General features: G+C 66.0%; 20 protein-coding genes and 1 pseudogene. 6 read left to right on the top strand and 15 right to left on the bottom strand.

Annotation, left to right across the window (positions count from 1 at the left end):
- Positions 1–325 precede the first annotated feature (325 nt).
- From gspD to AACY13_RS00250, 15 genes are all read right to left on the bottom strand, one after another.
- Complete coding sequence (gspD, locus tag AACY13_RS00320) at positions 326–2,512, bottom strand: type II secretion system secretin GspD (RefSeq protein ID WP_339458261.1); 2,187 nt, start codon at positions 2,510–2,512, stop codon at positions 326–328.
- Positions 2,513–2,529: 17 nt separating this feature from the next.
- The gene (locus tag AACY13_RS00315) at positions 2,530–3,267 is read right to left on the bottom strand and encodes a hypothetical protein (RefSeq protein ID WP_339458259.1); all 738 of its coding nucleotides are present in this window, start codon (positions 3,265–3,267) and stop codon (positions 2,530–2,532) included.
- Entirely contained in the window at positions 3,264–3,857 is a 594-nt protein-coding gene (gspM, locus tag AACY13_RS00310) for a type II secretion system protein GspM (protein WP_339458257.1), read from the bottom strand. Before gspM ends, AACY13_RS00315 begins: the two co-directional genes overlap by 4 nt.
- Complete coding sequence (locus AACY13_RS00305; protein WP_339458255.1) at positions 3,854–4,951, bottom strand: PilN domain-containing protein; 1,098 nt, start codon at positions 4,949–4,951, stop codon at positions 3,854–3,856. The genes gspM and AACY13_RS00305 overlap by 4 nt, the downstream gene beginning before the upstream one ends.
- 43 nt (positions 4,952–4,994) lie before the next feature.
- Entirely contained in the window at positions 4,995–5,897 is a 903-nt protein-coding gene (locus tag AACY13_RS00300; protein ID WP_339458254.1) for a type II secretion system minor pseudopilin, read from the bottom strand.
- Positions 5,875–6,540, bottom strand: a complete 666-nt coding sequence (locus AACY13_RS00295; RefSeq protein ID WP_339458252.1) for a prepilin-type N-terminal cleavage/methylation domain-containing protein — start codon at positions 6,538–6,540, stop codon at positions 5,875–5,877. The genes AACY13_RS00300 and AACY13_RS00295 overlap by 23 nt, the downstream gene beginning before the upstream one ends.
- The gene (locus tag AACY13_RS00290; RefSeq protein ID WP_339458250.1) at positions 6,537–6,938 is read right to left on the bottom strand and encodes a type IV pilus modification PilV family protein; all 402 of its coding nucleotides are present in this window, start codon (positions 6,936–6,938) and stop codon (positions 6,537–6,539) included. Before AACY13_RS00290 ends, AACY13_RS00295 begins: the two co-directional genes overlap by 4 nt.
- Positions 6,922–7,452, bottom strand: coding sequence for a GspH/FimT family pseudopilin (locus AACY13_RS00285; protein ID WP_339458248.1), 531 nt, complete (start codon positions 7,450–7,452; stop codon positions 6,922–6,924). Before AACY13_RS00285 ends, AACY13_RS00290 begins: the two co-directional genes overlap by 17 nt.
- The gene (gene gspG / locus AACY13_RS00280) at positions 7,433–7,891 is read right to left on the bottom strand and encodes a type II secretion system major pseudopilin GspG (protein WP_339458247.1); all 459 of its coding nucleotides are present in this window, start codon (positions 7,889–7,891) and stop codon (positions 7,433–7,435) included. Before gspG ends, AACY13_RS00285 begins: the two co-directional genes overlap by 20 nt.
- Positions 7,892–7,905: 14 nt before the next feature.
- Complete coding sequence (locus AACY13_RS00275) at positions 7,906–9,126, bottom strand: type II secretion system F family protein (RefSeq protein ID WP_339458245.1); 1,221 nt, start codon at positions 9,124–9,126, stop codon at positions 7,906–7,908.
- 2 nt (positions 9,127–9,128) lie between these two features.
- The gene (gspE, locus tag AACY13_RS00270; protein WP_339458243.1) at positions 9,129–10,838 is read right to left on the bottom strand and encodes a type II secretion system ATPase GspE; all 1,710 of its coding nucleotides are present in this window, start codon (positions 10,836–10,838) and stop codon (positions 9,129–9,131) included.
- Positions 10,839–10,975: 137 nt separating this feature from the next.
- On the bottom strand, positions 10,976–12,172 hold the full coding sequence (locus AACY13_RS00265; RefSeq protein ID WP_339459963.1) for an ABC transporter permease: 1,197 nt from the start codon (positions 12,170–12,172) through the stop codon (positions 10,976–10,978).
- 256 nt (positions 12,173–12,428) lie between these two features.
- Positions 12,429–13,643, bottom strand: coding sequence for an ABC transporter permease (locus AACY13_RS00260; RefSeq protein ID WP_339458241.1), 1,215 nt, complete (start codon positions 13,641–13,643; stop codon positions 12,429–12,431).
- Positions 13,630–14,325 carry an ABC transporter ATP-binding protein gene (locus AACY13_RS00255; RefSeq protein ID WP_339458239.1) on the bottom strand — a complete coding sequence of 232 codons (696 nt, stop codon included), beginning with the start codon at positions 14,323–14,325 and terminating at the stop codon, positions 13,630–13,632. Before AACY13_RS00255 ends, AACY13_RS00260 begins: the two co-directional genes overlap by 14 nt.
- Positions 14,322–15,470 carry an efflux RND transporter periplasmic adaptor subunit gene (locus AACY13_RS00250; protein ID WP_339458237.1) on the bottom strand — a complete coding sequence of 383 codons (1,149 nt, stop codon included), beginning with the start codon at positions 15,468–15,470 and terminating at the stop codon, positions 14,322–14,324. The genes AACY13_RS00255 and AACY13_RS00250 overlap by 4 nt, the downstream gene beginning before the upstream one ends.
- Before the next feature lie 141 nt (positions 15,471–15,611).
- Here AACY13_RS00250 and AACY13_RS00245 point away from each other — a divergent pair, with 141 nt between their 5' ends.
- The 6 genes and pseudogenes from AACY13_RS00245 to AACY13_RS00220 form a co-directional block, all read left to right on the top strand.
- Complete coding sequence (locus AACY13_RS00245) at positions 15,612–16,526, top strand: D-hexose-6-phosphate mutarotase (protein ID WP_339458235.1); 915 nt, start codon at positions 15,612–15,614, stop codon at positions 16,524–16,526.
- A 533-nt stretch (positions 16,527–17,059) separates the two neighbouring features.
- Entirely contained in the window at positions 17,060–18,622 is a 1,563-nt protein-coding gene (tssA, locus tag AACY13_RS00240; RefSeq protein ID WP_339458233.1) for a type VI secretion system protein TssA, read from the top strand.
- Positions 18,623–18,707: 85 nt separating this feature from the next.
- Positions 18,708–19,214 (top strand): type VI secretion system contractile sheath small subunit, encoded by a 507-nt coding sequence (gene tssB / locus AACY13_RS00235; RefSeq protein WP_339458231.1) that lies wholly within the window; start codon positions 18,708–18,710, stop codon positions 19,212–19,214.
- Between the two features lie 24 nt (positions 19,215–19,238).
- Positions 19,239–20,714, top strand: coding sequence for a type VI secretion system contractile sheath large subunit (gene tssC, locus AACY13_RS00230; RefSeq protein WP_339458229.1), 1,476 nt, complete (start codon positions 19,239–19,241; stop codon positions 20,712–20,714).
- Between the two features lie 6 nt (positions 20,715–20,720).
- Complete coding sequence (gene tssE, locus AACY13_RS00225) at positions 20,721–21,125, top strand: type VI secretion system baseplate subunit TssE (protein ID WP_339458227.1); 405 nt, start codon at positions 20,721–20,723, stop codon at positions 21,123–21,125.
- Between the two features lie 9 nt (positions 21,126–21,134).
- Positions 21,135–21,404 (top strand): annotated as a pseudogene (locus tag AACY13_RS00220) (PAAR domain-containing protein); the annotation flags it as partial.
- Positions 21,405–21,423 lie beyond the last annotated feature (19 nt).

Raw genomic sequence — 21,423 nt, 5'->3', positions numbered from 1 at the left:
CGCGTCATCCGAAGGGGCGGCGGGGAGCATGGCCGCAAAAGTGTCTGGCCGCGCGCGGATCGCGGGCGTGGGACTGCGCGCCCCGCCCGGTCCTACAGGGAATTGATGCATGCAACAGCTAACTGGGGCATAGCCAAAAAGAACAGGCCGCCACAGCGCGGGCAAGGTGCCACGCGGGTCAGGGTAAACGGCGCAAACGCCTGCGGCGATTCCACCCTAGAGGCCCTCCCCAGCGGGCCGAGGGGACGGGGCGGCGTATGCCGCGTAAGCGCGTATCACATAACCGGGACATGGCCATGGGATTGCGCCCATCGCCCAGCCCCTATTAGAACTGACGCCCCTGGGTCTGCCAGGCGTCCTGCGGCAGGCTCACGTCCTTGAGCTTGTTGCGGTACTCCTGGGTGACGTCACGGGCCTCATCGAGGCTGGTCACCGCCGTCGGCGTGATCATCACCACCAGTTCGGTGCGGCTGGTGCTCTTGCCCTGGCTGCCGAACAGCCAGCCGAGCACCGGCACATGGCGCACATAGGGCAGGCCCTCGTTGGTGCGCCCGTTGTTCTCCTTGATCAGGCCGCCGAGCACCAGGGTCTCGCCGCTCTGGATCGCCACGTTGGTGGTAATTCGCCGCTGGTTGATGGTCGGCGAGTCGATGCCCGAGGTGGAGTTGGTGGTGACGTCGTTGACCTCCTGAGTGATCTCCAGAACGATCAGGCCACCGGCGTTGACCCGCGGCTTGACCTCCAGCAGCACGCCGGTGTCGCGGTATTGAATGGTGCTGGTGACCAGAGCCGAGGGATCGGTGGGTTGGTTGATGACGCCGCTGGTGTTGGTGGTTTCCGAGGTGCGCACCGGCACCTGGTCGCCGACGCGGATGGTCGCGGTGTGGTTGTCCAGCACCATCAGGGTCGGCGAGGACACCACGTTGATCTTCGAATCCGTGGCCAGCAGGTCGAGCAGCACGCGGGTGCCGGCCGCATCGAATACGTTCAGCGAGCCGGTGGGACTCAGGTCGGCAGGGGTGACGATGGGGAACTGGCCGAGGGTGCCGCGCACGTTCTTGCCGCCGATGCCGCTCTTGAAGTACCACTGCAGGCCATAGCGCAACTCGTCCTCGAGGTTGACCTCGACGATGGTGGCCTCCACCAGCACCTGCAGCGCCAGCACGTCGAGCTTCTGGATCGCCTGCAGCACCTTGTCGTAGTCGCTGGGGGTGGCCATCACCAGCAGCGCGTTGTTCTCCTCGTCGGCGATGATGCTGACCTTGCCAACATCCAGGCTCGAACCTTCGCCGCTCGGGGCGATCAACTGCGGCGCACGCACGGGCACCGGTGCCGCCTCGCCGTCCACCTGCTCGGCCGCCGGCGCGGCGCTCTGGGACTGCGCACGCGGCTGTTGCTCATCCTCGTCGTCGCCCTGGCCTTCGAACAGCTGGGTGAGAATCTCCGCCATGTGCTCGGCCTTGCCGTTCTGCACGTGATAGATGTGCATGTTCGGCCCCTGGCCGCCCTCGGCCCGGTCCAGGCGCTCGACCCAGATGTGTGCGTCATCCAGGTACTTGGCCTGAGGCGTGATCACCAGCAGCGCGTTGAGCCGCTCGATCGGCAGGAAACGCACCATGCCGGCCAGTGGCCCACCGGCCGCGTCGCCGAATATTGCTTCCAGCTCCTTGAGCACCACCTGCGCGTCGACCTGCTGCAGGCGGAACAGGCCGACCGACATGCCGCGCAACTGGTCGACGTCGAACACCCGGACCGTCTCGCGAATGTTGTTCAGCTCCTGCGGGGTACCGGCGACCAGTAGCAGGTTGCGCGTCTCGTCCACGCGCATCAGACCCTTGACCGGCTTGAGCGGATCGAGAATCTTCTGCAGCTCGGCGGCGGAAATGAAGCGCAGCGGGATGACCAGCAACTGGTAGCCGCGCATCTCCACCGGATTGAGCCGCGGCACCAGCGCGCTCGAGGGTGCCGAGTCGATGGGCACCACCTCGTAGAAGTTCTGCGACTTGACCAGCACCGCGCCGCTGACCTGCAACAGCGCCTCCAGGGTCGGCAACAAGGCCGCGCGGGTCAGCGGCCGGCTGGTCTGCAGGCTTACGCTGCCGCTGACGTTGGGGTCCAGCACGTAGTTCATGCCGAGGATCTCGCCGAGGATGATCTTGACCACCTCGGCGATCTCCATCTGCTGGAAGTTCAGGGTGATCTCGCCTTCCTCGTCCACCGGCACGCGCGGCACCGTGCCAAGATCGACCATGCTGCCCGAGCCGCGGTAGATCTCCGCGCGCGGCCCCGTGCTGGTAACGCTCGAGGCGCTGCCCGGCGCGGGGCGCAAAGGCTGGCCCGCGGGGCGCGGCTGGCGCACGCTGCTGGCCGGCGCTGGCTCGGCCTGCTCACTCTTGCGCCCCCAGGGGTTGTCGAAGGTGGCCCGATCGCCGCCCGGAATCGCCGCACAAGCGGCCAGCAGCAGGAAGCTGCCGAACTGGAGGGGACGGGACACGATCCTGAATATGTTCATCGATAATCTCCTCTACCCTACTGGGCCGGCACGGCGGGGGCCGGTGTGTTCGCGGGGGGGCTTGGGTTGTCCGTCTGTGCCGGCGTCCGGTTGGCCGCCGGCGTAGCGCCCGCCTCGCCCGCTTCTCCCGTGTCCTCCCTGATGACCGGCTCGCGCAGCGGCATGCGTACCTCGCTGCCACCGTTGCCGAGCAGCACATGGTCGCTGCCAATCTGTTCCAGTCGCCACTCGTCGGCGAGCACCATGCCGACCTCCAGCAACAGCCGCCCTTCGCCCTGGCGCTCACTGAAGCTGGCCAGTTGGCGGCCCTGCTCCATGGCGATGCCGCTCAAGCGCCAGGCCTCGCGTAACTGTTGCCCGTCGAGGGTTTCCTGCGGTGCATCACGCACGACCGGCGGTCTTCTGGTGCTGCTGAACAACGGCCGTTCGATCAGCTCCCGGTACTCGGCAAAGGGCTGAGTGGCTCCGCCAGTCTCGACCACCACGTCACCCGGCTGATCCATCGGCGGTGCCTCTGCCGGTTGACTCTCGAGCGGACGCGGCTCGGCCGAAAGTGGCTCGGCCTGACCTGGCTCGGCCGCTGCAGGTTCGGCCGGAGCCGCTTGGTCCAGGGCAGGCTCGACCGGCACCGCCACTGCCGGCTCATCCTCGGCGGCCAGCAGCGCGGCCACCACCGCCGGCAGCAACAACAGCACGATCAGGATCAGCAGCGCCGCCTTCCAGTGCATACGCAGCAGATACAACAAGGTCCTCATGGCGTCGCCTCCTGGGCGATGAAGCCCTTGAGATCGAAGGTCACGTCCAGCGACGGCACGGCCTTGAGATCGGCGAGGCTGCGGATGCGCTGCATGTCGACCCGCGGGTTGCTCAGCACCACGATGTTCTCCACCAGCAGCAGTGGCTCATGGTTGGCCAGATCAAAGAGCAGGCGCACCAGTTGCTCGGTTTCGCCGCGCAGGTGCACCTTGATGCCCACTGCCGGCACCGGTGCCTCGGCGCTCTCGCGGCTGAGGATCTGCGTGCTGACTACCTGCGCGCCGGACTGGCCGACCAGTTGACCGATCTGCTGCTGCAGTTCGGCTCCGGCCAGTGCCGGGCGGCTCTCGGCGAATAGCAGGCGGGACATCGGACTGTCCTGTTTGAGTTCGGCCAGACGCGCTTCCTGCGCCGGCAACTCGGTGACCAGGCGCTGATACACCTGCAGACGCTGCTGCAGGTCGGCGATCACCTCCTCGTCGGACTGGAAACGGCTGAGCAGCGGGCCGACCACCAGCCATAGCAGCAGGCTGATCAGGCTCAGCAGGATCAGCACGGCGAGCAGCTGGCGCAAGCGCAGGGGAATCATGGTGCCTCCTGCTCGGGACGACGCTCGGCGATCAGGCTGAAGCGGTCCTTCTCGGTACGCGGGTTACTGGTGATCGGCGAGGCATAGCTGACGTTGTGCAGGGTCCTGGACTGCTCGAGCAGGCCGATCAGCGCCGAGGCCTCGGCCGACTCGCCCTCCAGGCGGACCCGTTCGCCGATCAGTTCGAAGCGGCTGAGCCAGGTACTGTCCGGCAGCAGGCGAGTCAGTTCGTCGAGGATGCTCAGCACCTCGTCAGCCAGCAGCCGCTGTTCGTCCAGGTAGTCGCGCCCGGCTTCCAGCCGCTGCAGCTCATCGCGCACCGCCGCCGCGCGCTCGGCCGCCGCCTTGGGCGCATCCAGTTGCGCGGCCAGGTGCTCGGCGCGCTGCTGCTGTTGCCACAGCGGCAACAGCAGCAGCGCGATCAGGCCCACCACCAGCACCGTCTGCAGGCGGCGATTGCCGCGCCAGCCGCTGCTTTTGTGCAACAGGCCGCCGGGCAACAGGTTGATCGGCCGGGCGCTACGCTCTTCGCCCCGGGTCACCAGGGCGGGGTGCACGGCCAGGCCATCCAGGCGTCTGAGCAGCTGGTCCAGGTACTCGCGCAGGACCACCAGCAGCTCCACCTGCAAGCGCTGGTGGCGGCGGTCGCGCTCGAGGATGCGATAACCGAAATAGACCTGCTCGGCGGTGAACGGGGTGTGCCGGTCCATCTCGAAGCGCAGCACGTTGGCCAAGCCGGATTCGGTCGCGGCAGGCAGGCTCAGCACCTTGTGCAGCAACTGCTGCTCGGGCAGCAACAGGATCACCTGAGCGGCTTTGCCGGCGCGATTGAGCAACACCTCGACCACTGCCGGCGGCAACTCGCCCTCCGCGCCCAGAGGCGCACTGACCAGGGTTTCGCGCTGACCGAAGCTGCCAAAATCGAGGCCGCAGCGATCCTCGTGCAGGTCGATAAACAACTGGTTGCCGCGCCGCCGCAGGCGCTCGCGCCAGCGTTCGGGGATGAGGCCGAGCAGCTCGCCGCTCCACCACTGCCAAAAGCGCTGCGTCATGGTGATCACGGCGTCCACCGCCATTTGTAAACGGTCGTTCATGGTCTGTCCCTTCATTCAAGGGCGTTGCAATCTCGACAAGCCGTTACTGCTGGATGCTGTTGTACAGAACCTCGATACCCTGCCGCCGGCCTAGGCCCTGCAGGTGTATCACCACCTGTTGCCGAACCGTTACACCCGGACTCAAGGATGTATCTGTAACGATAGAGTAGTTGACGCCCGGCGCATTGGGCGCAAGCAGACGCGGATCGACCCCGGCCAACAGCGGCGGGCGCTGCCCTGTTTCGTAATTGCGTCGACGCTCTTCGATAAAGCGCTCGATGCTGTCCGCACCGATCCCCGGCAGCGCCAGCAACACCTCGCGCGGTGCCACCAGCGGGTTGACCTCGGCCTTGTTGGAGTACAGGGTCAGGGCCGGCACTAGCTGCTGGTAGAGCGCCTCGTCGATGCCCAGCACGCGGCGCAGTTCCTCCAGCCGGGTGAAGGGTCGATTGCCTGGCGGGAGCAGGCCGACGGCCAGGTACTGATCCTCTTCGGCACCTTCCGGACGCAGCAGGTCATCCTCGTCGCGCCAGTCGAGAATGATGTCGACCTGGGCCCGCGCGGCCCTTTCGTCCAGCCCCACCGACTCGAACAGCCCGACCAGCAGTTGCGGATCGGCCTCGTTCAGATCGATCTTGCCCTGCTCGTCGAACAGCGCCACTTCGACGCTGAGGCCGTCCAGTTCCAGGACGCGCGCACTGCCATCGGCCAGCCAGCCGGAGGTGTTGGCCTGCAGCAGGCTCCACACGCCCCAGTTGACGCCAGCCTCGGCGACATGCCGGGCACTGGCCGCCAGCCGTGCGTTGCTGGCCAGGCGCAGTTCGGTGCGGCTGCCGGCCGACAGGTTGAGGGCGATCAGCGACAGCAGCACCAGCAACCAGAGCACCCCGACCAGGGCCACTCCGCGGGCGCGCCAGCGCGACTCAGCGGCTCTGGAAGATCGCATAGGCCATATTCCTCGGGGCAACCAGCAACGCCGCCGCTTCGCCGCCCAGCTGCCGCGGCGGGCTCATGCGCAGCAGCACCGGCAGGGCCGCGCGCTGGCGCCATTGCCCCTGCCAGTCCTGCTCGGTGTCGGCGCGCCGCTCCAGATAATCGAAGGTCCAGGGGCCGGGCATGGCGTCCATCAGCAGCTGGCGCTCGCCGTCGCTGGCCAGGCTCTCGGCCAGCAGGGCCCAGTTCAGTTCATCGGCCTCGACGAATGACTGGTAGCGAAGTTCCATGCGCCAGCTCAAGTCCCCTTCGACGAGTTGGCGCTCCTGCACCAGCTGCACCCAGTAGCGCTGATCGTTGCCGCCCAGGGCCGGCAGGTAGGCGACGAAGATCAACTGCTCCGACTCACCGTAGAAGGCCGCCTGCTGGATGCCCTCGTCGTCACGCAAGGACAGCGGCAGCGGACTCTCCAGCAGGCGCCGCAACAGCGCCTGGCTCAGATGCTTCAGCTCCATCTGCTGCTGACGCAACTCGGCGGCTTGCCAGCTGCGCAGGGCCACGTGCAGGCCGCCATAGGCGAGCATCGCCACCAGGCTGGCGAGGGTCAGCGCCACCAGCAGCTCGACCAGGGTGAAGCCACGGCTGGCCGGCCTCATGGCCTGGCCCTCAACAGGCGAATGGTGCTCAGGCTGACCTGCTCGCCCGGTCGCCGCCCCCAGCTAACCGACACCCGCACCAACCAGGGACTGATGCTATAGCGCTCGCCGGCTTCCTGATTCTCGAACTCATAGGGCTCGACCTCGCTACGCCAGCTGTAGTCGCGGCCCAGCTTGCCCTGCTGGGTGCCGCGGCCGCTCTCGTCGAGGCCGATCAGCACCTCGGCCAGCTTCGACTCGGCCAGCTGCACCGCGCTCTGGTGGCGTTCGGCGACGGCCAGCGAGTTCAGCGATTGCGAGACGATGCGCATCAGTACACTCATGCTCAGGCTGAGAATCAGGAAGGCCACCAGCACCTCCAGCAGGGTGAAACCGCGCGCCCTATCGATCCGCTTCACCGTCGTCCTCCTGCTGCGGCACGCGCCGGTCCAGTCCTTCCCCGGTGTGGTCCGGGGCTCCGCGGCGCACCCGCCCGCTCAGCCAGTCGACGCTGATGTCTTCGCTACGCCCCTCTTCCAGCGACAGACTGAGGCTGCCGCCGGAGGAATCACCGCGCGGATAGAAGAGGATCTGCGCCGCGTCCGACAGCGAATCGCTGGTGCCAGGCCCGGCCAGCAGGGTCAGGCTGAAGTTGGCGGGCAAGGTGTACGCCTCGTCCAGATAGCTGAGCTGCAGGCCGCCGCTGTCGACGTCCTGGCTGATCGCCACCCGCGTGCCGCTGAGAATCGCCTGGCTGCGCGCATGGCGCAGCAGCGACTCCAGCTTGCGGCTCTCGGCCTCCAGGGTCAGGCCCGGCAGGATGCGCTGGAACGCCGGGCCGACGAGGCTGATCGCCAGGCTGGCGATCACCAGCACCACCAGCAGCTCCAGCAGGGTGAAGCCGTGCAGCCGATCAGTCCCAGCTGTGCACATCGCGGTCTTCCCCCTCCCCCCCTTCGCGGTTGTCGGCACCCAGGCTCCAGAGGTCGAAGTCGCCATTCTGGCCCGGCGAGCTGTAGTGGAACTCGTTGCCCCAGGGGTCCATGCGGATCACCTTCTTCTTCAGATAGGGGCCGTTCCAGTTCTCGGCATTGCGCGGCTTGTTGATCAGCGCGTCGAGCCCCTGGTCGCTGTTCGGATAGCGTCCCAGCTCCAGGCGGTAGAGATCCAGGGCCGAGCTCAGCTCCTCGATCTGCAAGGCAGCCGCCTTGGTCTTCGATCCGCTCAGTTGCTTGAATACCTGTGGCCCGACCAGGCTGGCCATCAGCCCGAGGATCACCAGCACCACGAGGATTTCCAGCAGGGTGAAACCTGCGGTTCGACTGCCTGTCGGCCTGCTCGTTGCGAGCCCATGGCTACGTCTGTTGTTCATGGATGCCTCCCCTATCAGAGTGGAATTTCGGTGATGCTCATGATGGCTACCAGCACCGAGAGGATGATCCCGGCGATCAGCAGGCCCAGGCCGACGATCAGCATCGGCTCCAGCACCGCCAGCAGACGCTGGATGGCGACTTCGACCTCACGGTCGTAGGTGTCGGCCACCTTGAGCAGCATTTCGTCGAGCCGGCCGGTCTCCTCGCCCACCTGGATCATTTGCAACGCCAGCACCGGAAACACCCCGGAAACCAGCAGCGGTGCCGCCAGTTGCCTGCCCTGTTTCAGGCTCTCGCTGGCGATGCCGACCTGCTCCACCAGCAACTGGTTGCTCAGGGTCTGACGGGCGATGTTCAGTGCCTGCAGCAGCGCCACCCCACCGGTCAGCAGGGTGCCCAGGCTACGGGCGAAACGGGCGGTCTCGATGCGCTGGCGCAGCGCGCCGAACAGCGGTAGACGCAGCATCCAGCGATCCCATCGCAGGCGATAGCCCGGTTGCTTGAGCAGTTGCCGCCATAGCCAGAACGCCGCCAGCACCAGCAGCACCAGCCAGATGGCCGAGCCGCGCAGCAGCTCGGCGACGCTGATGACGATCTGGGTCGACAGCGGCAGCGCCGCGCCCATGTCGTCGAACAATTGGCGAAACTGTGGGATCACATAGGTGAGGATCACCAGCAGCGAACTCACCGACACCAGCAACAGGATGACCGGGTAGATCAACGCCGACACCAGACGGTCGCGCAGCGACTTGCTGCGTTCCAGGTAATAGGCCAGGTTGGTCAGGCCTGCGGCCAGGTCGCCGCCCACTTCCGAAGCCTGCACCATGCTTATATAGAAGCCGGAAAACAGCTCCGGGCGTTCGCCAAGGATGCGTGACAGGCTGACCCCACGGCGCACACCCTCCTGAATCGGGGTGATCAGTTGCTCCGCCAGGGGATCGACACTGACCCGCAGCATGATCTCCAGCGAGCGATCCAGCGGCACGCCCGATTGCAGCAGCGAGGCCAGCTGCTGGGTAAACAGGATCACCAGCTTCTTGCTCCGCGAATGCCGCAACAGGTCATTGAAGTCGAATTGCAACCAGCTCTGCCAGCCACGCCGGGTGCCGATTTCGAGCGGAATAAGGCCGCGCGTGCGCAACTGTTCGAGCACCGCCTGCTCGTCGGCAACCTCGAGCTGGCCCTGCTGAATCTCGCCGTCGTCGCTCACCGCGCGGTAGTAAAAGAGTGACACGCTCAACCCTCCTGCGTGACGCGGAGCACTTCTTCGATATTGGTGGTGCCGTCCAGCGCTTTCAGGCAACCGTCCTCGTACATGCTCAGCATGCCTTCCTCGCGCGCCACCTGACGCAGCGCCCCGGCGTCGGCATGCTTGAGGATCAGGCTGCGAATGGCATCGCTCATGGCCAGCACTTCGATGATGGCGATGCGACCGTGGTAGCCGGTGCCGTTGCAGGCGCTGCAGCCCTTGGCCCGGTACAGCGTCACCGGGCGGTCGCCGGCCAGGCGATCCAGGCGCAACTCGCGGAGCATTTCCGGCAGCGGCTGGTAGGCTTCGCGGCATTCGGTGCAGAGCATGCGCACCAGGCGCTGGGCCAGCACCGCATTCAGGGTCGAGGTCAGCAGGTAGTCTTCGACGCCCATTTCCAGCAGGCGGGTGAGGCTGCTCGGTGCATCGTTGGTGTGCAGGGTCGACAGCACCAGGTGACCGGTCAGCGCCGACTGGATGCAGATGCGCGCGGTCTCCAGGTCACGCATCTCGCCAACCATTATCACGTCCGGGTCCTGGCGCACGATCGAGCGCAGGGCCGTGGCGAAGGTCAGGCCAATGGCCGGCTTGACCTGGATCTGGTTGACCCCCTCGAGCTGGTACTCGACCGGGTCTTCGACGGTGATCAGCTTGCTCTCGCTGGTATTCAGGGTATTCAGCGCGGTGTACAGGGTGGTGGTCTTGCCGCTGCCGGTGGGGCCGGTGACCAACAGCACGCCGTGGGGGATCTTCAACACGCTCTGCAGGCGCTGCAACGGCTGGGCGCTGAAGCCCAGAGCGGCGAAGTCGAGCACCACGCTTTCGCGGTTGAGCAGGCGCAGTACCACGCTCTCGCCATGCATGGTCGGTACCGTGGAGACGCGGATGTCGAGGTCGTTGCCCTGGATGCGCATCTCGATCCGGCCGTCCTGCGGCAGGCGCCGTTCGGCGATGTTCAGCCGTGCCATCAGCTTGATCCGCGAGATCACCGCCGGTGACAGCTGCACCGGCGGTGCCTCGGTTTCCTGCAGCACGCCGTCGACCCGGTAGCGCACCTTGAGCCGGCTCTCGAAGGGCTCGACATGAATGTCCGAGGCGCGCAGCTCCACCGCGCGCTGGATGATCAGGTTGACCAGGCGGATCACCGGTGCCTCGCTGGCGCGGTCGCGCAGCTGCTCGACGTCCTCCACCGCCTCTTGGTCGCTCGCCTCGACCCGCGAGAGGATGTCGCCCATCTGGCTTTGGCCCTGGCCGTGCATGCGCTCGATGGCGGCGTCGATTTCCGAGCCCAGCGCCACCCGCGAGGCGATCGGACAACCCGCTGCCAGGGTCAGCGCCTCGAGCACGAAGTGATCCTGCGGATCGGCCATGGCCACCAGCAATTCGCCATCGTCGAACTCCAGCGGCAGTGCCCGGCATTCCTTGAGGAAGCGATAGGACAGGCGCTCGGCCAGCAGCGGCGCGCTCGGAAAATCCGCCGCGGCGACCCGCGGCAAGTCGAGCAACTGCGACAGCTGCTGGGCGATGTCCTGCTCGGAGACCAGGCCCAGGCGATTGAGCAGGGTCGCCAGCGGCGGACTCTCGGCCTGCCCGGCCTGCATGCGCAGCACCCGGTTGTAATCGGCCTCGTCCAGACGGCCGGCCTTGACCAGGGCCAGGCCGAGGTCGACGGCTTTGTCAGGTTCCGCGGCAAGCATGGGATTCCAGCCTCAGGCGCGGCCTAAAGCACACAGTTCCGTTGCGACCGGTCCACGCCTTGCACGATCCAGATTAATTTTTTCAGCATGCTTGACTATAGACGCTGCCCTGCCGGGTTGCCGAAAGCCGCAGCCGGCTATTCGCTGCGCAGCGCATCCACCGGATGCAGGCGCGCGGCACGGCGGGCCGGAGCGATGCCGGCGAGCAGGCCGATCAGCGCCGAGAGCAGCAGGGCCAGCAGCAGAAACCCCGGGGCCAGACTCAGCGGCAGGTCGGGCAGGCTGACGTACAGCAGTGCCAGCAGCAGCCCCATCAGCAGCAGGCCGAGTAGCCCGCCGGCCAGCGACAGCAGCGCCGCCTCGGCGAGAAACAGCCCCAGCACCTGCCGCGGCGTGGCCCCGATTGCACGCAGCAGGCCGATTTCGGCGGTCCGTTCGCCGACTGTGGTGGTCATGATGGTGAGAATGCCCACCGCCCCCACCAGCAGGCTGATACCGCCCAGAGCGGCGATGGCGATGGTCAGGGTGCCAAGGATCCGATCCAGGCTGGCGAGCATGTCGTCCTGGGTAGTCAGGCTGAAATCCTCCGCGCCATGGCGCTCGATCAATAGCTGGCGAATCCGCTCGCTCAGCTGCTGCGAGCCGATGCCGGCGGTGAACATCACATTGATCTCCATCAGGCCGTCGCGGTTGAACAGGCTCTGCGCCCAGTCCACCGGGATATAGGCAATATCGTCGAGGTCGAAGCCAAGCAGCTGGCCCTTCTCCTCGATCACCCCGATCACCCGAAAGCGCACACCGCCGACGCGCACCCGTTCACCGAGCGGATTGGCCACGCCGAACAGTTCCTGGCGCAGCTTGTGGCCGAGCACCACGTTGGGCGGCGAGCGGCCGGCGCGGGCGGCCGGCAGGAACTGACCGAGGGCCAGACGAAAACTCCAGGCCTCGGCCAATTGATGGCCGCCGCCGATAATATCGCTGCGCCGCCCCAGCACGCCGTACTGGATTTCGCCGCTGCCCTGGATGATCGGCACCACCGCCTCGACATGCCGCAGGCGGGTCAGCGCATCGGCATCGGCCAGGCTCAGCGGACGCACGCTGCTGAGGATGCCGCCGATACCGCCGGTCTGGGTCTTGCCGGGATGGATGGCGATGATCCGCGTGCCGAACTGCGAGAAGTTATCCAGCACATACAGGCGCAGGCCCTCGCCCATGGCGGTGAGCAGGGCCACCGCGGCGATGCCGATGGCCACCCCGAGCAGGGTCAGCAGGCTACGCAGCGGCCGGCTGACCAGGGTCGTGGCGGTCAGCCGCAGGCCATCCTGCCAGCGCATCATGGCAGTGACCTTATGTACGGGCGATTGGTGCGCACGGCGCACCCTACCCCGGAGAATGCGCCCACCCCGTAGGGTGTCGCGGGGCCGCCCAGACCGTGCGCACTGGGGGTTTTCACCTGCGCCTGCCCAACCGTCACAAGCACATCGCGGGCATGGGACAAGGTGTCTCCCACCGCTCCTACAAAAGATAGACGGCGGTTTACCGCAGACAGCGAGCCCAACCTGTAGGGTGCGCTGTGCGCACCAGGACCGCTCATGCCCTGGCTCCCGGCGGGCGCAAGGCCGCCAGCGGTTCCATGCGCGCCGCCTGGCTGGCCGGCAACCAGGCGAACAGCAGTGCCGCCAGGCTGGCCAGCAGCAGCGAGCCGATTCGCGCCCACAAGGGCGTCTGCAGGGGGATGTCCCACAGCTGGCGGCCGAGCCAGAGCAGCGCCTCGCTCAGGCCCAGGCCGATCAGGCCGCCGGCCAGGGCCAGCAGTGCCGCCTCGCCGACGAACAGCAGGCGCACCTGCGCCGGGCGCGCGCCCAGAGCCTTGAGCAGGCCGATCTCGGCGGTGCGCTGGTTCACCGCGATCCAGGTCACGTTCATGATCAGGATGCCGGCCACCAGCAGGCTGATCGCGGCGATGCCAGCCAGGGCCAGGCCGAGGGCTTGAAGAATATCGTCGAAGGCCGCCAGCATGCTGTCCTGACTGATCAGGGTGACGTCCTCCTTACCCTCGTGACGAGCCTTGATAGTGTCGAGAATCTGCCGTTTGCCGCTGAGCATAAAGTGCGGCCCACGCAGTTCGGCGAACACCCGGAACAGGCCCTCGCGGTTGAACAGCACCTGGGCGCTGGCCACCGGGATAATCAGCATCTCGCCGAAATCCATGCCTAAGGATTCGCCGCGCTCGCCGAGAATCCCCACCACCCGGAAGCGCCGATCGCCGGCACGCAGCCACTCGCCCAGGGCCGGCCCGTTGCCGAACAGCTCGCGACGCAGGGTCGCGCCGATCACGCAGACCGCTTCGGCCTGCTCCAGCGGCAGCGCCGGGAGTATCTGGCCCTGGCCCACGTCGAGCTGACGAATGGCGAAGAATTCGTGGCTGGTACCCAGGGTAAAGGCCTCGCGCGAGCGGTTGCCGACACTGACCTCGACCTGCCCGGCCTGCAGCGGCGCGACCCGACGCACACTGGGCAGGCGGCCGATGGCTTGCGCATCGCCCAAGGTCAGGTCGCGGGTGGCCAGGCCGGTGAGCGGCGGCATGCCGCCGGTGGTTTCCTTGCGCCCCGGCAGCACTATCAGGGTGTTGCGCCCGAGCATCGAGAATTCGCCGATGACGAACTGCCGCGCACCTTCGGCGAGGCCCGTGAGCAGGTTGACCGCGATCACCCCGATGGCCATGGCCAGCAGCAACATCAGGCTGCGCGAGCGGTGCCCACGCAGGGCACCGAGCATCAGGCCGAGGGCGTCAGCCGCGCGCATCGCCCGACCCCTGCTGCACATCTTCGATAATGCGCCCGTCGCACATGCGCAGGCAGCGCCGGGCCCGGGCACCGAGGGTGGCGTCGTGGGTGACGATCAGCAGGGTCAGGCCCTCGCCGTTGAGTTCCTCGAGCAACCTGATCACCTCGGCCCCGGAATGGCTGTCGAGGTTGCCGGTGGGCTCGTCGGCCAGCAGCAACGCCGGCTGCATCACCATGGCGCGGGCGATGGCGACGCGCTGACGCTGTCCGCCGGACAGCTCGGCCGGGCGATGGCGAACCCGGTCGCCGAGGTTCAGCCGCTCCACCAGGCGCGCGCTGCGGCGCTGGCGCTCGGCCGGCTCGATACCGGCCAGGAGCATCGGCAGCTCGATATTCTCCAGGGCGGTCAGGCGCGGGATCAGATGATAGGACTGAAACACGAAGCCGATATGGCGGCTGCGCAGTTCGGCCCGGCGGATCTCGTCGAGGCTCGCGGTGGCTTCGCCGCTGAGCCAGTACTCGCCGCTGTCCGGCGCATCGAGCAGGCCGAGGATATTCAGCAGGGTCGACTTGCCCGAACCGGACGGTCCCATCACCGCCAGGTATTCGCCGGGGCTGACCTGCAGATCGACCTGGTCCAGGCCCTTGACCTGCTGATCGCCGAGGACGAAACAGCGGCTAACCCCGCTCAGGCGGATCATGGTCCGGCCTCGTCCTCGGGCACCACCGCCACGCCATCGACCAGGCCGTCCTGCTCCAGGCTGGCGAGGATGCGGTCGCCTTCGCTGAGGCCGTCGAGCACCTCGGTCCAGCGCCAGTTGGCCAGGCCCAGGCGCAGTTCGACCTCGCGCAGCACCCCGGCCGCCGGGTCATAACGCAGCACCCGGCTGCCCTCCAGCAGGCTTTCGGTGGCAATGCGCAGGGCCTCGGGATGTTGCTGCAGAAGGATTTCCACATCGGCGCTGTAGCCGGTCAGCAGGGCCAACTCGGCCGGCACCGGCGCGAAATGCACCTCGACATCGACGGTGCGCGCCTGGCGCTCCAGGTCGCGGACGAAGGGCGCGATACGGCTGACCTGGCCGGCGAAGTGCTCGCCGCGAAAGGCATCCAGGGTGATCCGCACCGGCATGCCCGGCTGGACCCGGGCGGCGTCCACCTCGTCGATCGGGGCCTCGACATACAGGCAACTGTCGTCGATCAGGTCCACCGCCGGCGGGGTGGGGATACCCGGCGGCGAGGGGGTGACGAACTCGCCGACTTCGCCGTTGATCTCGGCGATGATCCCGGCGAAGGGTGCGCGCAGGGTGGCCTGATCCAGCAACGCGCGCTGCAAGGCCAGGCTGGCCTCGGTTTCGCGAATCGCCACCGCGGCCCCGCTGCAAGCCAGCGCCGACAGGCGCGCGCGGGTGGCGCTCTGGTCGACCCGGTCCTCGGCCACCAGTTGGCGCGCCTGCAACTGCGCCAGGCGCTGGTGGTCACGGCGCTCCAGATCGGCCTGCAGGCAGCGCTGCTCGCGCCGGTTGCGCAGGCCCAGCAGACGCTCCTCGACCTCGCGCAGACGCGCCTGCAATTCGGCCTGGCGCAAGCGCATCAGCACCTCGCCGGCCGCCACCCGCTGCCCCTCCTCGACCAGGCGCTGTTCGACCCGGCCGCCCTGGTTGAAGGACAACAAGGTGCGTCGACAGGCCTTGAGCGTACCGGCGCGGGTATTGGCCACCAGGCTTTCCACCGGGCCGTGCGTCACCTCGACCAGACGCACCGGCAGGGGCTGCGGCCGGCTCCACCACCACAACCCTGCCGCCAACCCCAGCAGCAGCAGCGGCACGGCTATCCATGATTTACCCATCAATCCCTCCACAAGTCGCTTTCAGACTAGGCCAGCGGGAACCGAGCAACAATGCGCCAGGTCAGTGAACTGCTATGTATGGCCTTTGCCGGCACAGCGGTTCACACTTTCCGGTAAGAAGAGCAATCGTGGAGCGCAGTCATGAACGGAACCGAACGCCCGCTGGTCGAGCGGGTGGAAATGCACCAACTGCCCTGCTGGCGCGTGCGCACAGCCGGGGCTGAACTGCTGGTGGCGCAACAGGGCGCGCAGATCCTCAGCTACCAGCGCCATGGCGAACGGCCGCTGATCTGGCTCAGCGAACAGGCCGAATTCAAGCACGGCCAGAGCGTGCGCGGCGGCGTGCCGCTGTGCTGGCCCTGGTTCGGCGACTTGCGGCGCAATCCCCAGGCGGTCCAGGCGCTGTACCAGGGCGGTCACCTGGCCCCGGCCCACGGCCTGGTCCGCGGCCTCGACTGGCAGCTGCTGGGCATCGACAGCCAGGATGACGGCGTCAACCTGGAGTTCGTCTTCAACAGCCTCGAGCAGCCACTACCGACCTGGCCCCATGCCGCCGAACTCAGGCTCGGTATCCGTCTGGACGAACGCCTGCACCTGAGCCTCAGCAACCACAACCTGGGCGACACGCCCCTGACCATCAGCCAGGCGCTGCACAGCTACTTCGCGGTTGGCGATATTCGCCAGGCCGAGGTCGAGGGCCTGCACGGCTGTCGTTATGTCGAAACCCTGGAAGACTGGCAGCCGTGTCAGCAAAGCGGCGCGCTGGGCTTTGCCGGCGAGACCGACCGCATCTATCTGGACACCCCGGCGCAACTGAGCATTCGCGACCCGGCCTGGCAGCGACGGATTCAGCTGCACAGCAGCGGCTCCGGTTCGGCGGTGCTGTGGACCCCCTGGATCGACAAGGCCCGACGCCTGTCGCAGTTCGCCGACGAGGCCTGGCCCGGCATGCTCTGCGTCGAACACGGCAATCTGCTCAATGACATGCTGGTGCTCGCCCCCAGTACCCAGCACCGGCTCAATCTGAGCCTGTGGGCGGAACCGTTGCCAGACTGACAGGCCACCCCCGGCTTCGCTAACCCGGATGCAATCCGGGGGGCGGTCGTATGGCCGCCAGCGCTCCCCGGATTGCATTGGCGCTTGCCCATCAACGCCGATGCGCGCCCCCGCCCCTCGCGTTGCATAACCGGCCCTGACAAAAACACCGCCCGGCGCACATAAACGGACAATATCCAGACAACTTCTGTGACGTGCCACTAGTTTGCCAGTAAGCAATTACTTACAGTTAGATCGCTCTATCCCTACACGAACTGCATGATTAATTTACTTGCGTATTAGTTCTCACAATCCTCAGGAACTATCGTCCCACTTATTAATCGTCAAATATCGTCCACTGATACATATTTCACACTTTGGATGGTTGCCCGCCCCGCCCCATGAGGCTAGGATGCCCACCTCACGAGGGATCTGCGCAAGTTGTTGCACATCCAGGTGCGCAAGAAGTTGCGCACTTGCGCTATTGCAGCACGGCCGACCTAGACCAGGTCGGAGTTCAAAAAGTTGCACGCGCAAACACATTGAGTCATGGAATGACCTATTCAAACAAACTCACCGCTCATTATTTAGAGCTGGCCAGACTCCCTATTAATGAAGGGAACTTTGCCGGCGCTGACGTGCGTTATTCCACAGAATACGAAGTCCTCGAGAACGAGCTGGGCAAGGCCACCGCGCTGCACGAAACCGCAGCCATCGACTGGCAGAAAGTCCGCGAAAACAGCGAGATACTGCTCAGCGCCCACTCCAAGGATCTGCGCGTCGCCTCCTGGCTGATCTGGGGCCTCTATCAGCGCGAGTCCTTTCCCGGCCTGCAGGCCGGTTTCAGCCTGCTGCACTACCTGTGCCTGAATCACTGGGCCGAGTTGCACCCACGCAAACCGCGTACCCGCGCCGCCGCCATTGGCTGGCTGATTCCGCGCCTGGAACAGGCCCTGGCCGAACATGTGCCGATCGGCGAGCAACTGGCGCTGTTCCGCAGCCTCGCCGAACAATTGCGCGCCCTGGAAGCCTGCCTGGCCGAACACCTGGGTGAAGACGCGCCGCTGCTGCTGCCGCTGTGCCGCCGCCTCGACGAGCTGGTCAAGCGCGCCAGCCAGGGCCAGCCGGAACCCGGCTCGGTGGGTGCGGCGATTGCCCAGGTCAAGCAGGCCGCCAGCCAGATGCTCACCCCCGGCGCGCCCATCGAAAACGAAAAGGAAGCGCACAAGAGCCTGCGCACCCTGCAGGACCAGGCGCGGCCGCTCTGCGCCTACTGGCTCAAGCAGAAGGCCAGCGACCTGCGCGCCCTGCGCCTCGCGCGCACCCTGCTGTGGCTGCCGATCGACAGCCTGCCGGAGCGCAATGCCGAACAGATCACCGCCCTGCGCGGCCTACCGACGGACAAGCTGGCCAGCTATCAGGAACGCTACCTCAACGGCCAGTACGCCGACCTGCTGGTCGACCTGGAAGCCAGCATCGCCCGCGCGCCGTTCTGGCTCGACGGCCAGCACCTGGTCTGGCAATGCCTGCACGAACTGGATGCCGAACAGGCGATGCGCGAGGTGGAGATCCAGCTCGCGCTGTTTATGCAGCGCATGAGTGGCCTGGAAGAGCTGCGCTTCCACGACGGCAGCGCCTTCGCCGACGCCCAGACCCGCGCCTGGCTCAGCTCCCATGTCATGCCCCATCTGCAGGCCCCGACCAACGCCAGCGCCCCGGCCGCCCAGGATGGCGACAGCCAGCCGGCCTGGGAAATCGCCCTGCAGGAAGTGTTGCCGAAGCTACGCAAGGACGGCCTGAAAAGCGCCGTGCAGCAACTCAAGCTCGGCCTGGCCAAGGCCCGCGGCGGCCGCGAACGCTTCTTCTGGCAACTGACCCTGGCGCGTCTGTGCTACAGCGCGAAGAAATACGAACTGGCCAAGACCCAACTCGAATCGCTGGACCAGACGCTGCAGGCCACCGGCCTCGGCGACTGGGAACCCGATCTCGCCCTCGATGTACTGCGCATGCTGCACAGCTGTTGCGAGCTGCTGCCGCAGAACCATGCGGTGCGCGAGCACAAGGAAGAGATCTACCGCAGGTTGTGCCACCTCGACCTCGAGGTGGTGCTGGAGTAGGCACGCTCAGGCCAGGTGACGTCTCGTCGTCTGCCCTGAGCACGCCCCAAAGGCCCCCGGGCCATCAACGCAAAGGAGAACAACCATGGCCAAAGAAGGCTCGGTAGCCCCCAAGGAACGCATCAACGTCACTTTCAAACCCGCCACCGGCGGTGCTCAGGAAGAGATCGAGCTGCCACTGAAACTGATGGTTCTGGGTGATTTCACCCAGCGCGCCGACGAACGCAAGATCGAAGACCGCAAGCCGATCAGCATCGACAAGAACAGCTTCGACGAAGTGCTGGCCAAGCAGGAACTCAACCTGACCTTCGGCGTGCCGAACCGTCTGCAGGACGAGCCGAGCGACGACGAACTGGCCGTGCAGCTGAACATCAACTCGATGAAGGACTTCAACCCGGCCAACCTGGTCGAGCAGGTTCCCGAACTGAAGAAGCTGATGGAACTGCGCGACGCCCTGGTCGCCCTGAAAGGCCCGCTGGGCAACGCCCCGGCCTTCCGCAAGGCGATCGAAAGCGTGCTCGCCGACGACGACTCGCGTGACCGCGTACTCGGCGAACTCGGCCTGGCCGCCCAAGGCAAGCTGGACTCCTGATTCAATTAACAAGGAAGCTAATTCATGAGCACTAGTGCAGCAGTAGAAAGCGGTCGCAGCGCCGCCGACCTCGGCATCCTCGACCGCATCATTGCCGAAACCAAACTGACTCCGGACGACGAAGCCTACGACATCGCCAAGCGTGGCGTGTCGGCCTTTATCGAAGAGTTGCTGAAGCCGCAGAACGAAAATGAGCCAGTAAAGAAGGCCATGGTCGACCGCATGATCGCGGAGATCGACGCCAAGCTCAGCCGGCAGATGGACGAAATCCTCCACAACGCCGAGTTCCAGGCGCTGGAATCCTCCTGGCGCGGCCTCAAGCTGCTGGTGGACCGCACCAACTTCCGCGAAAACATCAAGCTGGAGATCATCAACGCCTCCAAGCAGGACCTGCTCGATGACTTCGAAGACAGCCCGGAGATCACCCAGTCCGGCCTGTACAAGCACATCTACACCGCCGAGTACGGCCAGTTCGGTGGCCAGCCGGTCGGCGCGCTGATCGCCAACTACTTCTTCGACCCGAGCGCCCCGGACGTCAAGACCCTGCAATACGTTGCCAGTGTCGCCAGCATGTCCCACGCGCCGTTTATCGCCGCCGCCGGCCCGAAGTTCTTCGGCCTGGAAAGCTACACCGGCCTGCCGGACCTGAAGGACCTGAAGGATCACTTCGAAGGCCCGCAGTTCGCCAAATGGCAGAGCTTCCGCGAGCAGGAAGACGCCCGTTACGTCGGCCTGACCGTGCCGCGCTTCCTCCTGCGCAACCCCTACGATCCGGAAGACAACCCGGTGAAGACCTTCGTCTACAAAGAGAACGTCGCCAACAGCCACGAGCACTACCTGTGGGGCAACACCGCCTACACCTTCGCCTCCAAGCTGACCGACAGCTTCGCCAAGTTCCGCTGGTGCCCGAACATCATCGGCCCGCAGAGCGGCGGCGCGGTAGAAGATCTGCCGCTGCACCACTTCGAAAGCATGGGCGAGATCGAAACCAAGATCCCGACCGAAGTGCTGGTCTCCGACCGTCGTGAATACGAGCTGGCCGAAGAAGGCTTTATCGCCCTGACCATGCGCAAAGGCAGCGACAACGCCGCATTCTTCTCCGCCAACTCGGCGCAGAAGCCGAAGTTCTTCGGCATCAGCGAAGAAGGCAAGACCGCTGAACTGAACTACAAGCTCGGCACCCAGCTGCCGTACATGTTCATCATTAACCGTCTGGCCCACTACCTGAAAGTGCTGCAGCGCGAGCAGATCGGTGCGTGGAAAGAACGCACCGACCTCGAACTGGAACTCAACAAGTGGATCCGCCAGTTCGTCGCCGACCAGGAAAACCCGAGCTCCGAAGTGCGTAGCCGTCGTCCGCTGCGCGCCGCCCAGGTCATCGTCAGCGATGTCGATGGTGAGCCGGGCTGGTACCGCGTCAGCCTCAACGTGCGCCCGCACTTCAAGTACATGGGTGCCGATTTCACCCTGTCCTTGGTTGGCAAGCTGGACAAGGAGTAACAGCCGGTGAGCTACGGAAGCCTGTTCGAACGCCTCGGCGGTGAAGCCAGCCAACGCGCTGGCTGGAGCCGCGAGGTCGCCGTCATGGCGTCCGTGGCGACTCACCTGGCGAAGATGCTCAGCACCCGGGCGGGCAGCGTGCAAACGCTGCCCGACTACGGGTTGCCCGATCTCAACGATATGCGCCTGTCGCTGCACGATTCGCTGCAGCAGGCGCGTATCGCCATCGAACGCTTTATCGAAGCGTACGAACCGCGTTTACGCGAGGTGCGGGTGATTTCCCTGCCCCGCGACAACAACCCGCTGAGCCTGGCCTTTGCCATCGAAGGCCTGCTGGAAGTGGATGGCTTTAAACGCCAAGTCAGTTTCTCCGCGCGCCTGGACGGCAGCGGACAGGTCAAGGTCAATTAAGGAGAGTCCATGTCTGGTAAACCCGCCGCCCGCCTCAGCGATCCCACCGCCTGCCCGATCCCCGGCCACGGCACCAATCCGATCGCCGCCGGTTCGCCCAACGTACTGTTCGACAGCCTGCCTGCCGCGCGCATGGGCGATGCCTCCGCCTGCGGCGGTGCCCTGGTCGGTGCGGTCATCCCCACCGTGCTGATCAACGGCAAGCCGGCGACCGTCGTGGGTACCGTGGGCAGCCATGGCAATGTGGTTACCGCAGGTTCCGGCACCGTTCTCATCGGCGGCTGAGCCGAACCAGCAC

Source organism: Pseudomonas sp. EA_105y_Pfl2_R69 (assembly GCF_963970915.1).
Taxonomy (GTDB): domain Bacteria; phylum Pseudomonadota; class Gammaproteobacteria; order Pseudomonadales; family Pseudomonadaceae; genus Aquipseudomonas.
The sequence above is the reverse complement of the archived record's forward strand: the minus strand, read 5'-3'. Positions and strand labels throughout refer to the sequence as shown.

Coding starts and splice junctions, on each gene's coding strand:
- tssB (WP_339458231.1), top strand. CDS start 18,708: ATGGCCAAAGAAGGCTCGGTAGCCCCCAAGGAACGCATCAACGTCACT.
- AACY13_RS00260 (WP_339458241.1), bottom strand. CDS start 13,643: ATGCGCGCGGCTGACGCCCTCGGCCTGATGCTCGGTGCCCTGCGTGGG.
- AACY13_RS00265 (WP_339459963.1), bottom strand. CDS start 12,172: ATGCGCTGGCAGGATGGCCTGCGGCTGACCGCCACGACCCTGGTCAGC.
- AACY13_RS00285 (WP_339458248.1), bottom strand. CDS start 7,452: ATGTGCACAGCTGGGACTGATCGGCTGCACGGCTTCACCCTGCTGGAG.
- AACY13_RS00315 (WP_339458259.1), bottom strand. CDS start 3,267: ATGAGGACCTTGTTGTATCTGCTGCGTATGCACTGGAAGGCGGCGCTG.
- AACY13_RS00245 (WP_339458235.1), top strand. CDS start 15,612: ATGAACGGAACCGAACGCCCGCTGGTCGAGCGGGTGGAAATGCACCAA.
- AACY13_RS00295 (WP_339458252.1), bottom strand. CDS start 6,540: ATGAGGCCGGCCAGCCGTGGCTTCACCCTGGTCGAGCTGCTGGTGGCG.
- gspD (WP_339458261.1), bottom strand. CDS start 2,512: ATGAACATATTCAGGATCGTGTCCCGTCCCCTCCAGTTCGGCAGCTTC.
- gspE (WP_339458243.1), bottom strand. CDS start 10,838: ATGCTTGCCGCGGAACCTGACAAAGCCGTCGACCTCGGCCTGGCCCTG.
- AACY13_RS00305 (WP_339458255.1), bottom strand. CDS start 4,951: ATGAACGACCGTTTACAAATGGCGGTGGACGCCGTGATCACCATGACG.
- tssC (WP_339458229.1), top strand. CDS start 19,239: ATGAGCACTAGTGCAGCAGTAGAAAGCGGTCGCAGCGCCGCCGACCTC.
- tssA (WP_339458233.1), top strand. CDS start 17,060: ATGACCTATTCAAACAAACTCACCGCTCATTATTTAGAGCTGGCCAGA.
- AACY13_RS00255 (WP_339458239.1), bottom strand. CDS start 14,325: ATGATCCGCCTGAGCGGGGTTAGCCGCTGTTTCGTCCTCGGCGATCAG.
- AACY13_RS00250 (WP_339458237.1), bottom strand. CDS start 15,470: ATGGGTAAATCATGGATAGCCGTGCCGCTGCTGCTGCTGGGGTTGGCG.
- AACY13_RS00300 (WP_339458254.1), bottom strand. CDS start 5,897: ATGCGATCTTCCAGAGCCGCTGAGTCGCGCTGGCGCGCCCGCGGAGTG.
- gspG (WP_339458247.1), bottom strand. CDS start 7,891: ATGAACAACAGACGTAGCCATGGGCTCGCAACGAGCAGGCCGACAGGC.
- gspM (WP_339458257.1), bottom strand. CDS start 3,857: ATGATTCCCCTGCGCTTGCGCCAGCTGCTCGCCGTGCTGATCCTGCTG.